The 13,717-nt window shown below is 67.2% G+C and carries 17 protein-coding genes; 5 read left to right on the top strand and 12 right to left on the bottom strand.

Annotated features, from left to right (window positions below; genetic code table 11):
* Positions 1 to 25: 25 nt before the first annotated feature.
* Both ETX26_RS11480 and ETX26_RS11475 read left to right on the top strand, forming a co-directional pair.
* Positions 26 to 2,161: a S9 family peptidase gene (locus ETX26_RS11480; protein ID WP_129524809.1), complete on the top strand. Its 2,136-nt coding sequence runs from the start codon at positions 26 to 28 to the stop codon at positions 2,159 to 2,161.
* Complete coding sequence (locus tag ETX26_RS11475; protein ID WP_165271757.1) at positions 2,158 to 2,556, top strand: acyl-CoA thioesterase; 399 nt, start codon at positions 2,158 to 2,160, stop codon at positions 2,554 to 2,556. Before ETX26_RS11480 ends, ETX26_RS11475 begins: the two co-directional genes overlap by 4 nt.
* Here the strand turns inward: ETX26_RS11475 and ETX26_RS11470 are convergent.
* The 8 genes from ETX26_RS11470 to ETX26_RS11435 all read right to left on the bottom strand — a co-directional run bounded on the left by ETX26_RS11470 (position 2,553) and on the right by ETX26_RS11435 (position 8,222).
* Entirely contained in the window at positions 2,553 to 3,413 is an 861-nt protein-coding gene (locus ETX26_RS11470) for a S1/P1 nuclease (RefSeq protein WP_318531660.1), read from the bottom strand. The genes ETX26_RS11475 and ETX26_RS11470 overlap by 4 nt on opposite strands.
* Entirely contained in the window at positions 3,410 to 4,075 is a 666-nt protein-coding gene (locus ETX26_RS11465) for a glutathione S-transferase family protein (protein WP_129524806.1), read from the bottom strand. The genes ETX26_RS11470 and ETX26_RS11465 overlap by 4 nt, the downstream gene beginning before the upstream one ends.
* Positions 4,076 to 4,133: 58 nt before the next feature.
* Positions 4,134 to 4,781: a ribosome biogenesis GTP-binding protein YihA/YsxC gene (gene yihA / locus ETX26_RS11460; protein WP_129524805.1), complete on the bottom strand. Its 648-nt coding sequence runs from the start codon at positions 4,779 to 4,781 to the stop codon at positions 4,134 to 4,136.
* Positions 4,778 to 6,547, bottom strand: a complete 1,770-nt coding sequence (gene yidC / locus ETX26_RS11455; protein ID WP_129524804.1) for a membrane protein insertase YidC — start codon at positions 6,545 to 6,547, stop codon at positions 4,778 to 4,780. Before yidC ends, yihA begins: the two co-directional genes overlap by 4 nt.
* 45 nt (positions 6,548 to 6,592) lie before the next feature.
* Positions 6,593 to 6,802, bottom strand: a complete 210-nt coding sequence (gene yidD, locus ETX26_RS11450; RefSeq protein ID WP_129524803.1) for a membrane protein insertion efficiency factor YidD — start codon at positions 6,800 to 6,802, stop codon at positions 6,593 to 6,595.
* On the bottom strand, positions 6,799 to 7,167 hold the full coding sequence (gene rnpA, locus ETX26_RS11445) for a ribonuclease P protein component (RefSeq protein WP_129524802.1): 369 nt from the start codon (positions 7,165 to 7,167) through the stop codon (positions 6,799 to 6,801). The genes yidD and rnpA overlap by 4 nt, the downstream gene beginning before the upstream one ends.
* A 144-nt stretch (positions 7,168 to 7,311) precedes the next feature.
* Positions 7,312 to 7,446 (bottom strand): 50S ribosomal protein L34, encoded by a 135-nt coding sequence (gene rpmH / locus ETX26_RS11440; protein ID WP_119514694.1) that lies wholly within the window; start codon positions 7,444 to 7,446, stop codon positions 7,312 to 7,314.
* Positions 7,447 to 7,511: 65 nt separating this feature from the next.
* Positions 7,512 to 8,222 carry an alpha/beta hydrolase gene (locus ETX26_RS11435; protein WP_225425752.1) on the bottom strand — a complete coding sequence of 237 codons (711 nt, stop codon included), beginning with the start codon at positions 8,220 to 8,222 and terminating at the stop codon, positions 7,512 to 7,514.
* Positions 8,223 to 8,378: 156 nt separating this feature from the next.
* Here ETX26_RS11435 and ETX26_RS11430 point away from each other — a divergent pair, with 156 nt between their 5' ends.
* Both ETX26_RS11430 and ETX26_RS11425 read left to right on the top strand, forming a co-directional pair.
* Positions 8,379 to 9,887, top strand: coding sequence for a YifB family Mg chelatase-like AAA ATPase (locus ETX26_RS11430; RefSeq protein WP_129524801.1), 1,509 nt, complete (start codon positions 8,379 to 8,381; stop codon positions 9,885 to 9,887).
* A 99-nt stretch (positions 9,888 to 9,986) separates the two neighbouring features.
* Positions 9,987 to 10,541, top strand: a complete 555-nt coding sequence (locus tag ETX26_RS11425) for a DUF305 domain-containing protein (protein WP_225425751.1) — start codon at positions 9,987 to 9,989, stop codon at positions 10,539 to 10,541.
* A gap of 26 nt (positions 10,542 to 10,567) precedes the next feature.
* Here the strand turns inward: ETX26_RS11425 and ETX26_RS11420 are convergent, their stop codons facing one another.
* A complete protein-coding gene (locus ETX26_RS11420; protein WP_129524799.1) occupies positions 10,568 to 11,113 on the bottom strand; it encodes a winged helix-turn-helix transcriptional regulator in 546 nt (181 codons plus the stop codon).
* Positions 11,114 to 11,280: 167 nt separating this feature from the next.
* On the opposite strand from ETX26_RS11420, the gene ETX26_RS11415 reads away from it, so the two are divergent.
* Positions 11,281 to 11,619, top strand: coding sequence for a CC_3452 family protein (locus tag ETX26_RS11415; protein WP_129524798.1), 339 nt, complete (start codon positions 11,281 to 11,283; stop codon positions 11,617 to 11,619).
* 70 nt (positions 11,620 to 11,689) lie between these two features.
* Here ETX26_RS11415 and ETX26_RS11410 read toward each other — a convergent pair whose 3' ends face one another.
* The 3 genes from ETX26_RS11410 to galE form a co-directional block, all read right to left on the bottom strand.
* Positions 11,690 to 12,313 carry an HAD family hydrolase gene (locus ETX26_RS11410; RefSeq protein WP_129524797.1) on the bottom strand — a complete coding sequence of 208 codons (624 nt, stop codon included), beginning with the start codon at positions 12,311 to 12,313 and terminating at the stop codon, positions 11,690 to 11,692.
* A gap of 72 nt (positions 12,314 to 12,385) precedes the next feature.
* Entirely contained in the window at positions 12,386 to 12,511 is a 126-nt protein-coding gene (gene ykgO / locus ETX26_RS11405) for a type B 50S ribosomal protein L36 (RefSeq protein WP_029941846.1), read from the bottom strand.
* 101 nt (positions 12,512 to 12,612) lie between these two features.
* The gene (gene galE / locus ETX26_RS11400; protein WP_129524796.1) at positions 12,613 to 13,656 is read right to left on the bottom strand and encodes a UDP-glucose 4-epimerase GalE; all 1,044 of its coding nucleotides are present in this window, start codon (positions 13,654 to 13,656) and stop codon (positions 12,613 to 12,615) included.
* Between the last annotated feature and the right edge of the window lie 61 nt (positions 13,657 to 13,717).

The raw sequence follows: 13,717 nt of genomic DNA, 5'->3' as shown, positions 1-13,717 counted from the left end.
TTCGTGGCCCACATAGAGGCGCGGGATGGATCATGCCACCGAACAATCCGTATTTGGACCGCCGATCGCGGCGAAGCGGCCCGTGAAAGCAACGCATCACGGGCTCGAGATTTCCGATGATTACGCCTGGCTGCGTGACGAGGGCTACCCGGCGGTGGAGGACCCCGAAGTCCTCGCGCACCTCGCGGCGGAGAACGCCTGGTTCGAAGCGCGGATGAAGCCCTACCGCCCGCTGGTCGACGCGCTGTTCAAGGAGATGCGGGCGCGGATCAAGGAGGCGGACAAGTCGGTCCCGCAGAAGGACGGCGACTGGCTGTACTGGATCGAGTTCGAGGAAGGCGCCGAGTACAAGAAATGGTGGCGCCGCCCGGTCGGCGCGCCCGACGACGGCAGCGCCGACCAGCTCATCCTCGACGAACCCGCGCTGGCCGAAGGCAAGGACTACTTCCGCGTCGGGGCGCTGTCGGTCAGCCAGGACGGGAGCAAGCTCGCCTATTCGATCGACGACAACGGCTCCGAACGGTTCACCGTGCGGATCAAGGATCTGGCGACCGGCGAACTGCTGCCCGACGAGATTCCCGGCACGCTCTCGTCCCTGGTCTGGGTCGCGGGCGATACCGGGATCGTCTACTCGCTCGCCAACGAGCAGTGGCGGACGGACAATGCGCGGCTCCACTGGCTCGGTCAGCCGCCGAGCGAGGACGTCGAGCTCTACCACGAGGACGACGAGGGCTTCCGCGTCGGCTCGACGCTCTCGGCGGACGACAAGTGGCTGATCGTTGGCACCAGCGACCACGAGACGAGCGAGGTCCGGCTGGTTCCGGCGGACGATCCCCTGGCCGAGCCGCTGCTGGTCCGTGCACGGCGCAAGGGCGTGGAGTACGACGTCGACACGAACGGCGAGACGCTGTTTGTCCACGCCAACGACACCCACGAGAACTTCCGCCTCGCGACCGCGCCGCTCACCGAACCGTCCGACTGGACGACGCTGATCGAGGGTTCGGACGAATTCTACCTCACCGGGTTCGCGCTGTTCCGCGACTTCTATGTGGTCGAGGGGCGGCAGGCGGGCCTCGATACGATTGAGGTGCGATACTACGGCGACCCCGAGCGGGTGGAGCCGATCGCCTTTCCCGAGGAAAGCTACTCCGCCGGGCTCGGCAACAATCCCGAGTTCGAGAGCCGCGCGCTGCGGCTGTCCTACGAGAGCATGGTCAGCCCCTCGACGGTCTATGACTACCATGTGGCCGAGCGGCGGCTCGAGACGCTGAAAGTGCAGGAGATCCCGTCCGGCTACGATGCCTCGCTCTACCGCACCGAGCGGATCGAGATTCCGGCGCGCGACGGCACGCCGATCCCGGTCTCGATCCTCTACCGCGCCGACCGCGCCAATGACTTGAAGGAAGGCCCCGGGCCGCTGCACCTCTACGGCTACGGCGCCTATGGCATCGCCATTCCGCCGGGTTTTTCGACCACGCGGTTCAGCCTGGTCGACCGCGGCTTCGCCTATGCCATCGCGCATATCCGCGGCGGCGACGATCTCGGCCGCGCCTGGTACAAGGCCGGCAAGCTCGAGCGGCGGGTCAACACCTTCACCGACTTCGTCGATACGGCAAAGGGACTGATCGCGCGCGGCTACACCGAAGCGGGCAAGATCAGCATCTCGGGCGGCTCGGCGGGCGGCGAGCTGATGGGTGCGGTGATCAACTCCGACCCCGATCTCTGGGGCGCGGTCGTCGCCCACGTGCCCTTCGTGGACGTGCTCAACACCATGCTCGACGCGAGCCTGCCGCTGACGCCGGGCGAGTGGCCCGAATGGGGCAACCCGGTCGAGGACAAGGCGGCGTTCGAACTGATCCGCAGCTACAGCCCCTACGACAACGTGCGCGCGCAGCCCTATCCGCCGATGCTGGTGACGGCCGGGCTCAACGATCCGCGCGTGACGTACTGGGAGCCGGCGAAGTGGGTCGCCCGGCTGCGCGAGCTCAAGACCGACGACAACGAGCTGTTGCTCAAGACCAACATGGGCGCGGGCCACGGCGGCAAGTCCGGGCGGTTCGAGAGCCTTGAGGAAACCGCCGAGGAGTTCGCCTTCATCCTGTGGCAGATGGGGATGGCCGCCATGCCCTCGAGCACCGAAGCGGCAGGGCGGCAAAAGTGACCAGCCGTTTCCAGCGCACCTTCACCGCGAGGCCCGAGCACATCGACGTGATGGGCCACGTCAACAACGCGGTGTGGGTGCAGTGGGTTCAGGATCTCGCGACCGCGCACTGGGAAGCGGCGGCCGCACCCGAGCATGTGCGCGACTACGTCTGGGTCGTGACGCGGCACGAGATCGACTATCGCGGCAACGTGGCCGAGGGCGAGAGCGTGACCGGCGAAACCTGGATCGAAGGCGAACCCCGCGGTGCGACTTCGGTGCGCCGGGTCGAATTCCGCGACGCTGCCGGCAAGCTCATCGTCGCCGCCGCGACGACCTGGGCGATGCTCGATCGGGAAAGCGGGCGCCTGGCGCGCGTGCGGCGCGAAATCGTGGCGCCGTTCCTGGACGCCTAGGGCAACTCGCCCGCCGCTCCGGGAGCGAAGGCCGCATCGAGGAGGTCCGCTATCCGCAGGCCCGCCTGTGTCACGCGGCGCTCGACCACGGGGATGGCGGCGACGATGTCCTCCTGCGTCAGGGCGGTTTCGAGCGGCAGGTCGCCTTCGCAGGGATTGCGGTCGAAGGCGTTGGGGTAGACGAAATCTCGCGCGATCTGCCAGCTTTCACGACCCCAGTCGGCGGGACCGCCGCCGGCGAGCGCCGCCTTCTCCTCTCGCGAATATCGCCGCACCAGCGGCGGCTCGGCCGCGGTGATGGCGCGTTCGGCGAGCGCGCTGTCCCAGATCGAGTGGAGGTTGCGGTCGGGCACGATGCCGTAATCGGTCACCCGGTCGTTGCCCCCGCGGTCGTCCTTGTCGCCCGAATGGAGCGGCATGTGCACGTCGCCCGCGAAGTGGACCATGAAGGCGAGCGCCTCCAGCCGCACGTTGGCGGGCAGGCTCTCGTCGGACAGGATGCGGAAGTTGCGTTCGATCTGCGCCGTGACGCAGTTGCCGCCCGAACAATGCTTCGTCGCATCGTAAGCCTCGCACACCGGCGCGGTGCGGTAGTGCCAGGAGAAGGTATAGGCCCAACGCCAGTAGGTGCCGCGAAGGCAATCCGGCCACACCGCGGCATCGGCCAGGTCGGCCACACGGCACTCGGGCGTGCCGAGCTCCTTCTCGTGCGCGACGAGCCGCGCGATCGCTGCGCGGGTTTCCGGCGTGACATTGGCAAGCGCGATGCGCGCGGTCGTCTGGTGGCCGTAATAGCCCCAGGCATTGGCGGAAGCCGGGAGCAGCGCCGCGAGCAGCAGCGCAAGGGTGCCGATCAAGTGCGCGGCGCGGCTTCGTACTGCTCGATTACCCATCGTTCGTCTTCCGCGCCCTCGATCCACGCCTGCATCCATTCGTGTTCCCACACCGCCTCCATGTAGACCCGGGCGAAACCGGGCACGGCGATGCCGTAGGTGATGAAGCGGCTGACGACCGGCGCGTAGAACACGTCCGCCGCGCCGAACGTGCCGAACAGGAACGGCCCGCCCTTGCCGAAACGCGCGCGCGCCTCGGCCCAGAGCTGGAGGATGCGCACGATGTCCGCCTTCGCCTCGTCGGAGATCCGCACGCCCTCGAACCGCTTGCGCACATTCATCGGGCACTGGCTACGCAGCGCCTGGTAGGAGCTGTGCATCTCGGCGACCATCGACAGCGCCATCCCGCGCGCGGTGTCGTCCTTCGGCCAGAAGCGCTCGCGCCCGACCTTGTCGGCGAGGTACTCGAGAATGGCGAAGCTGTCCCAGATCACGGTCTCGCCGTCCCACAGCACCGGCACTTTGCCCGAGGGCATGATCTCGCCCGATTCCCGCCGCACCGAGGCCCATTCCTCGCCGCCGATGTTGACGATCAGCTCCTCGAACGAGAGGCCCGACTGCTTGAGCGCAAGCCAGGCGCGCAAGCTCCAGCTCGAATAGTTCTTGTTGCCGATAATCAGCTTCATCGCATGCCCACCGCTTGTGCCATGCCGGCCCTAAGGGGTCCCCCGGGACCTGTCGAGATTATACCCGCGCGTCTTCCAGCACCGCCGCGCGCAGTTCGGCGATGCCCATGCCTTTCTCGGAACTGGTCACGTGGAGCGTGGGGTGCGCCGCGGGATGCTTGCGCGCCTCGGCCGCGGTCGCGTCGCGTACCGCGGCAAGCTCGCTCGCCTTGATCTTGTCGGCCTTGGTGAGAACCAGGCGGTAGCCGACGGCGGTCTCGTCGAGCATCTTCATCATCTCGCGATCGACGTCCTTGAGGCCGTGCCGCGAATCGATCAGCACCAGCGTGCGGTGGAGCACGTCCCGGCCCTTGAGGTATGTCCGCACGAGCTGCCGCCAGCGCTCGACCACTTTGACCGGTGCCTTGGCGAAGCCGTAGCCGGGCATGTCGACCAGGCGGAACAGCGTGGGATTGCCGACCTCGAAGAAGTTCAGCTCCTGCGTCCGGCCCGGCGTAACCGACGTACGCGCGATCGCTCTGCGCCCGGTGAGCGCGTTGAGCAGGGAGCTCTTGCCCACGTTGCTGCGGCCGCAGAACGCGATTTCCGGCACCGTCGGCTCAGGCAGGAACTTGAGCTGCGGGGCGGACAGCAGGAACTCGACCCTGCCCGAAAACAGCTTAGCCGCGCGTTCCTCCAGCTCCGGGGCGTCGGAAGGCTCGCTCACGCCTTGCCCTTCTGCTCGCCCTCGGCCGCCTTCTGCCGGTCGGCCTTTTCCTTCTCCGCCTGCGCCTTGAGCTGGGGGTTCCTCGAATAGAGGTAGCTCTGCTGCGCCAGCGTCAGCACGTTGTTGGTGATCCAGTAGAGCAGCAGGCCGGCCGCGAACGGCGCCATGACGAACATCAGTACCCAGGGCATGATGTTGAAGATCTGCTGCTGCATCGGGTCCATCGCACTCGGGTTGAGCTTGAAAGTAAGCCACATGGTCACGCCCAGCAGCACGGCCAGCGGACCGATCGCGATCAGGCTCGGCACATCGAACGGCAGCAGGCCGAAGAGGTTGAGAATGTGCGCCGGATCGGGCGCGGAAAGGTCCTCGATCCACAGCGCGAAGGGCTTGTGGCGCATCTCGATCGACAGCATCAGGACCTTGTAGAGTCCGAAGAAGATCGGGATCTGGAGCAGCAGGGGAAGGCACCCGGCGAGCGGATTGACGCCTTCGTCCTTGTACAGCTTCATGATCTCCTGCTGCTGCTTCTGCTTGTCGTCCTTGTAGCGCTCCTGGATCGCCTTCATCTTCGGCTGGACGGCCTTCATCGCCGCCATGGAGGCGAACTGCTTCTGCGCGATGGGGAACATCAGCAGGCGCACGATCACGGTGAGCAGAATGATCGCCACGCCGAAATTGCCGGCCAGATCGTAGAGCTGCTTGAGCAACCACAGGATCGGCTTCTCGATCACGCCAAACCAACCCCAGTCGATCGCGTTGCCGAAGCCGGGGATGCCCGCCTCTTCATAGTCGTTGAGGATCGCGCTGTCCTTGGCGCCGACGAAGAGCTGCGTCGTGCGCGCGACTTGTCTCCCCGAAGCCACGCTGACCGGCTGATAGACCAGGGAGGCCCGGTAATGCTCGCCTCCGAGCGGGCGGAACTCGGCCTCGGGCGTGCTGCCGGCCTCGGGCGCGAGCGCGGAGAGCCAGTAGATATCGGTGAACCCGATCCAGCCCGCGCGGCCTTCGGGAGCGGCAACGCCGTCCTCGTCCAGCTCATCGTAGTCGGGGCCGAACTGCACACCGTCGCCGAAGTAGCCGATCGGGCCCGAATGGAGCGTCCAGGTGCTCGGACTGGCGGTGCGGCTGGTCCGGTTGAGCAGTGCGAAGGGCCGCACGATCACCGCGCCTTCGCCGGTGTTGGCGACGGTCTGCTCGGCGGTGATCATGAAGTTGTCGTCCACGGTCAGGCGGATCGAGAAGATCTGCCCTTCGCCGTTGTCCCAACGCATGATGACGGGACTTTCGGGCGTCAGCGGACCGCCTTCGACCTGCCATACGGTGTCGGTATCGGGTACCCGGAGGCCTTCGCCGACCCAGCCGAACTGCGCGAAGTGCTGCGCCGGGGTGCCCTGCGGCGAGAACAGACGGACGGGGCCGCTGTCTTCCTTCACCGATTCGCGCTGACTCTGGAGCGTGACGTCGTCGACGCGCGCACCCACCGGATTGATCGATCCGGTAAGATCCGGCGCCTCGATAGTCACCCGATCCGGAGCCGCGAGCGAGGTTGCGAGGTCCGCCTTCTCCTGCGCGATCTCTCCCGGGTCGGTCAGGCCGCCCTCGCGGGTATGACGAGCCTCGACGACTTCGGCCGGCGTGTCGACCTTACCCTCGACCGCGGTGCTCTCCGGCTGCGGATAGAGCCAGCTCATCCCGGCATCCCAGCCGAGAATCAGCAGGCCGCTCAGCAGGACGGCGAGCAGGAGGTTGCGCTGGTTTTGCAAGGCTTCGATCCCGTATTCTGACGTGGCCGGTGTGTTATATAGGCATTACGGCACCGGATCATAGCCGTGCCCGCCCCATGGGTGGCAGCGCATTATACGCTTGAGCGCCATCCATCCACCCTTGATTGCCCCGTATTTGCCGAGCGCTTCGATCGCGTATTCGGAACAGCTCGGGGCGTAGCGGCAGGTCGGCGGCAGCACCCGCGAAGGGCCGAGCTGCCAGGCGCGCGCGACGAGGATCAGGACTTGCCTCACCTCGCGCGGCTCCGCCGCCGGCGAGGCGCGTCGCCCTTGCCATCGGCCGCGCGCTGCAGCGCTTCGGCCAGCTCCGCCTGCATCCGGGCGAAATCGCGCTCGACCCCGCCTTCGCGGCCGATCAGCACGTGATCGTGATCGGGCAGCCCGCCTTCGGGCAGGGCCGCACGCAGCAGTTCGCGGAACCGGCGTTTCATCCGGTTGCGCACCACCGCGTTGCCGATCTTCTTGGTCACGGTGACCCCGAAGCGCTTGCCCCGTCCGCCATTGGGATGCGCAAGCAGCACGAACCCCGGCCGCGCCACGCGCAGCCCGCGATTCGCCGCAAGGAAATCGGCCCGCTTGCGGATCGTCCCGATGGTCATGGCCGCAGAGATAGGATCAAACGCGGACGATGGTAAGCAGGCGCGAAACGGGCTCCCGAAGGGAGCCCGCAAGGCCGACCGGCCGCCCGCAGCGCCCTCAGGCGCGAGGAAATCGCGCGTCCGGATGGACGCGCGGAAAACAAGTTACGCGCAGAGCGTCTTGCGGCCGCGCTTCCGGCGGGCGCGCAGCACCTTGCGACCGCCCGGGGTGGCCTTGCGCGCGAAAAAGCCGTGACGGCGGGCGCGGACCAGATTGCTGGGCTGAAAAGTGCGCTTCATGATAACCTCTGGGTCGAAATAAAAAGGGCCGCCCTCTCGAGGCGACCGCCTGTATGGCCGCGCGGTTAGGGCAGCATGGGCGGCAAGTCAAGATAGGCGATGCGCGGCTGGGGCCGCGAGACGCCCGTGCCGAGCCACCGGCGCATCGCCGACGCGTCGAGCCATCTGGCCGCGGCAAAAGGGGCAGCATTGGTCATCGCGTAGAACGCCCGGGCTTCGGCGTCCTCCATGCCCATTTCGCGGTAATAGGCTAGATAGGGCTGGTGGATAGCGGCGTCCGGCGCGAAATCCTCCGCCTCGCGGCCGTCCTCGTCGATCCACGAATGGACCGCAAACTCGGCGCCCTCGTCGATATGACGCTCCGTGCCGGCAAGGAACAGCTCGACCGCGCCCGAGCGCACCGAGCCGCCGCGCGGAACATGCGTCGCCAGGCCGGCGGCGCGAATCAGACGGCCGAGCTCCAGATTGGCGCGGTCGTCCTCGGTCCCCGGGCACTCGATCAGTTCGAGCATGGCCAGCGCGGGATGATCGCGCAGCATGGCGGCGAACTGCGCAGGCGCCATCGAATCGGTCACGCCGACCAGTGCGGCGCGGCCGGCGTCGAGGACGCGAAACGGGCCGTAGTGGGCGATCGCCTGCCGCTCCGCCGCGACCCGCGCCGGAACGAACCGCGTCGAGCCGGTCTCGGCCGCGACTGTGGCAACAGGCTCGCGCGCATGCGCCGGCACGGCAAGCGCGGCGAGCAGGCTCGCAAGGGCAAGGAGCACCTTTCGCATCCTGCCGGTATGCGGCGGGCCTCCTTGCCCAAATCGGTAGCAAAATGCTTGCCGCGCGATTCACCTTGTTCGCTCCATCTCCGACCATTCCCTCGCCGCCGTCTCGACAGCCGCGCCCGTTCGCGCCACAACGCGTCCGGGGAACAGGGGGATTGCGTGGTCGCACTGGTGAGGACGGTGGCCTATCTCGGGCTGGAGGCGCGCGCGGTGGAAGTGCAGTGCTCGATCGCGCCGGGCCTGCCGAAGTTCAACATCGTCGGCCTCGCCGACAAGGCGGTGGGGGAGAGCAAGGAGCGCGTGCGCGCGGCGCTCTCTTCCATGGGCCTGGCGCTGCCGCCCAAGCGGATCACGATCAATCTTTCGCCCGCCGACTTGCCCAAGGAGGGATCGCACTACGACCTCCCCGTCGCGCTCGCGCTACTGGCCGTCATGGGCGTGACCGATGCCGAGCATCTGACCGATTTCATCGCGGTGGGGGAGCTGGCGCTCGACGGGCGCGTGGTCCCCTCGCCCGGGGTGCTGCTCGCCGCGCTCCACGCGAGCGAGGAGGAGGCGGGGCTGATCTGCCCCGCCGCACAAGGTTCCGAAGCGCGCTGGGCGAGCGAGGTACCGGTGGTCGCCGCGCCCGATCTCATCAGCCTGCTCAATCACCTGAAAGGCACACAGCGGCTACCTGACCCACCCCAAGGCGAGGTCGAGCAGGCGCCGCACGGGCCCGACCTGAAGCAGGTGAAGGGCCAGGAAACCGCCAAGCGTGCGCTCGAGATCGCCGCCGCGGGTGGGCACAATCTGCTGATGATCGGGCCGCCGGGCGCGGGCAAGAGCCTGCTCGCCTCATGCCTGCCCGGCGTACTGCCGGAGCTCACCTCGGCCGAGGCGCTCGAGGTGTCGATGGTGCAGTCGGTCGCGGGCACGCTGGACGGCGGACGGATCAGCCGGACGCGTCCGTTCCGCGCGCCGCACCATTCGGCGTCGATGGCCGCGCTCACGGGCGGCGGGCTGAAGGTCAAGCCGGGCGAAGTCAGCCTGGCGCATCTGGGCGTGCTGTTCCTCGACGAACTGCCCGAATTCCAGCGCGCGGTGCTCGATTCGCTGCGCCAGCCGCTCGAGACCGGCAAGGTCGACGTTGCCCGCGCCAATGCGCACGTCACCTTTCCCGCTCGCGTGCAGCTCGTGGCGGCGATGAACCCGTGCCGCTGCGGGCACCTCGGCGATCCGGCGCTCGCCTGCAGCCGCGCCCCGCGCTGCGCGGCGGACTACCAGTCGAAAGTCTCGGGGCCGATGCTCGACCGGATCGACCTCCACGTCGAAGTCGATCCCGTCAGCGCCGCCGACCTCGCGCTCCCGCCGCCGTCCGAAGGATCGGCCGACGTCGCTGCGCGCGTTGCCCGCGCCCGCGCCACCCAGACGGCACGGGCGAAAGAGACCGGCGTGCGCACTAACGCCGAGCTCGACGGCGACCCCCTCGAACGCTTCGCCACACCCGACGAGGCGGGCCGCAAGCTGCTGATGCAGGCGGCCGAGGCCATGCGGTTATCGGCGCGCGGCTATACCCGCATCTTGCGCGTCGCACGGACGATCGCGGACCTGTCGGGCGTCGAACAGATCGGGCGCATTCATGTGGCCGAAGCCTTGTCCTATCGGCGCCAGCCGCCGCGGGCTTAGCGACCGACCCACCCGCAACGGCTGGGCGGATACTCGGCGCCGAAACAACCTTCGAACGCGTTCGTTGACGGCTCACCATACATGGATGGAGGCGGCGACGTGGAAACGCACAAGGAAGGTAAAATGGGCTGGGGCCGCTTCGGGGCGATGATCGCGACTTCGACCGCGATCATGTTCTTCCTCATGTACCACCTCGTTTACAGCGCGGACCATGCCATGTTCAGCGTGAACCGGCTCCTCTCAGCGTTGATCATGGGCGGGGTGATGACGGCAGTGATGCTCGCCTTCATGTGGAAAATGTACGCGCTGCAGGGAGCGAAAATCGCGGTGCTCACAATCGGTCTGCTCGTTGCGGCCACGTTGTTGGCGCTCAATCGCAGCCAACTTCTTGTCGATGACACCCGCTTTATGAAGGCAATGATCCCCCACCATTCCATCGCGATCAACAATGCCCGCAAGGCGGCGATAAGCGATCCGAGGGTGCGGAAGCTCGCCGACGGGATCATCGAGAGTCAGGTGAGGGAGATTGCCGAAATGAAGTTGCTGATCGAGGACATCGAGCAGAACGGCGAACGTGCGGCGACGCCTCTGCCGGCGCGCCCTGCCAAGCTTACCCCCGACATGCTGCCAAGAATACGGGAGTCGGTCCGGTAGATTGTTCGTGAACCGCTCTACCGGCGCTATTCCGCCGCCTGCACCCGGCCGCCGTAGGCCACATCTCCGCGGCCCAGCGGTTCGCCGGGTTCCACGCGGGTGCCGTCTTCGCGCAGGCCGAGGCGGTCGGGCTTGACCAGGCGAAGGTCCTGGGGGCCGAGGATGCGGCCGTCGTGGGAGAGGATCGAGGTCGGGCCGATCGGCAGCCGGTCGAACGCATCGACGAGAACCGGGTCCTCGACCACTTCGGAGCCGTACTTCTGCCCCCACTGGCGCAGAGCGACCATCGCGGGGAGGAGATCGTAGCCCTTCTCGGTCAGGCGGTACTCGATCCGCCGGCGGTCGTCGGGGCAGGGTTGGCGGTCGAGGATGCCGTGCTCGACCAGCCTCGCGAGGCGGTTCGACAGGATGTTGCGGGCGATGCCGAGTTCGCTAAGGAACTCCTCGAAATGATGCAGGCCGTTGAAGCTGGCGCGCAGGATCATGAAGCTCCAGCGCTCGCCCATCACTTCCAGCGCCTCGGGCAGGCCGCACGAGGTCAGTTCGCGTAGCGGTTCTCTGAGGTCGCCCATCGCATCTTTTCTCCCGGCGCCCTGTGTAACGCGAAGGGGCGCCGTCACAAAATTGAAACTCAGTTTTCTCTTGCAACTTAATTTGCGATTCGTTAGGTAGCGAATCGCAACTGGTTTCTAATCGAAACTCGTTTGCTTTGAAAGCCCTCGTGCAAAGGACAAGACCGATGAATCTCTCCTCTCCCCTCCGCAGCGCCGGCGCGGTCTCGCTGGCGCTCGTCTGCAGCACGCTTACGCTGGGCGCAGCGTTGACGCCTAGCCCGGCCCTGGCAAACGGCGCCGCGTTCTACACCGCAGAGCTCGCAGCCCCGGCGGCGGAACGCACCAAGATCATCAGCGGCGTCGCATGGCAGTGCGAAGGCACGAGCTGCGCCGCGGCCAAGAGCAACTCGCGCCCGATGGTCGTGTGTCAGCGCGTCGTACGCGAACTCGGCGAAGTGACCGGGTTTAGCGCCAAAGGCAAGGCTCTCGACGCCGAAGACCTCGCTCGCTGCAACGACCGGTAAATCTCCCACCCCGTCCTCTCCATCACGGGTGGCAACTGCAGGGCCTTCGGCACACGCCGGAGGCCCTTTTTCAGATCAACCCGCGTTCGGCGAGATCGCGCTGGAGCGTGTCGGCATCGGTGAAATGGTGAACCTGCCAGCCGAGCCCGTCCGCTGCATCGACGTTTGCACGGTTGTCGTCGATGAACAGCATGCGTTCGGGGGCATGGCCGAACCGCTGGGCCGCGAGCGCGAAAATCGCGGGCTCGGGCTTGGCGATCCGCTCCACTCCCGAGACCACGATGTCGGCGAACCGGTCGAGCAGCGTTTCGGTCGGGCGAAACTGCGCCCAGAACTCGGCGCCGAAATTGGTAATCGCGAACAGCGGCACGCCGCGCTCCGCCAGCCGCTCGACCAGCGCGTCAGTACCGGGGACGCGGCCGGGGATCGTCTCGAGGAAGCGCGTGGCATAGGCATCGAGCAATGCGGAATGCTCGGGAAACTCGGCCTTCCGCTCCGGCACCATCTCCGCCAGCGGACGCCCGCCGTCGTGCTGGAAGTGCCATTCCTCGGTCACGACGTTGGCGAGGAACCAGTCGAGCTCCTCCGCATCCTCGATCAGCTTGGCGAACAGCGCGCGCAGATCCCACTGAATCAGCACGCGCCCGACGTCGAACACGACGGCGTCGATCGGGTCGGAACGCGCGTCAGACATGCAAAAAGCCCCCGCCTTCGCGGAGGCCTCTCGCTCCGTCGCGGCCGCGAACGAATCGCGGCGCGGCCGACATCAGCCCTGGCGGGCCTTGAAGCGGCGGTTGGTCTTGTTGATCACGTAGGTGCGCCCGCGGCGGCGGATGACGCGGCAATCGCGGTGGCGGTCCTTGAGCGACTTGAGGCTGTTGCGGATCTTCATTGGTCTTTCCCGGGAAATGAAATCGGCACCGGAGATCGTCCCCCGATGCCGGAAAATCAAGCCGCGCGCCTAAGGGCGGCAGGCGGCAAAGTCAAGCGCGCTCAGGCCGCCGGCATGACGCGAAGAGGCGCGGCATCGCGGGTTTCCCGGTGCACTTCGTCGAGCATGCGTTCCCACTGCAGCGCGTGGAACACGATCTGCTCGAGATCGGCATATTTCGGCTTCCATGCCAGCGCGGCGCGGATCAGCGACGGGTCCGAAACCAGCGCACCCGGATCGCCCGCGCGGCGGGGCCCGAAGCGCCGCTCGATCGTGCCGCCGGTGACCCGATCGACCGCGTCGAGCACCTCGATCACCGAGAAGCCGCGGCCGTAGCCGCAGTTCATCGCCAGCGAACGCGCGGGCCGCGCGATCAGCGCCTCCAGCGCGAGCACGTGCGCCGCGGCGAGATCGCTGACATGAATGTAGTCGCGCACGCCGGTGCCGTCGGGAGTGTCATAGTCGGTGCCGAACACGTCGACATGGCTGCGCTTGCCGGTCGCGGCCTCGCAGGCGACCTTGAGCAGGTGCGTCGCGCCGGCGGTCGACTGGCCGCTGCGCGCCTGCGGATCGGCGCCGGCGACGTTGAAGTAGCGCAGCGCGCAGTAGTTGATCGGGTGCGCGGCGGCGACGTCGGCCAGCATGCGCTCGGTCATCAGCTTCGACCAGCCGTAGGGATTGATCGGGTTCTGCGGCGTCGTCTCGGTGACCGGCGAGACCTCGGGCATGCCGTAGGTCGCCGCGGTGCTGGAGAAGATCATGTGGGGCACGCCCGCCGCAACCGCTGCGGCGATCAGCGCGCGGCTCTTCGCAGTGTTGTTGTCGTAGTACTTGAGCGGATCGGTAACCGATTCGGGCACCACGACCGAGCCGGCGAAATGCATGATCGCGCGCGTGCTCTGCTCGGCGAAGATGCGCGCCAGCAGAGCACCGTCGGCCACGTCGCCGTGGTAGAACGGCACCGACGGGGGCACGGCGAAGCGAAAACCCGTCGAAAGGTCGTCGATCACCGCGACCGGCCAGCCAGCATCGAGCAGCGCGAGCACCGCATGGCTGCCGATATAACCGGCACCGCCGGTCACCAGGACAGGGGGCTTGGATTCCATCGTGCCGTGCTAGGCCACGCACGGTAAACGAACCGTTTGCTTCTGCCGTGCGCCGGGCACA

Source organism: Pelagerythrobacter rhizovicinus (assembly GCF_004135625.1).
In the GTDB taxonomy this organism is placed as follows: Bacteria; Pseudomonadota; Alphaproteobacteria; order Sphingomonadales; family Sphingomonadaceae; genus Pelagerythrobacter; species Pelagerythrobacter rhizovicinus.
This window is presented reverse-complemented; position numbering and strand designations above follow the sequence as displayed.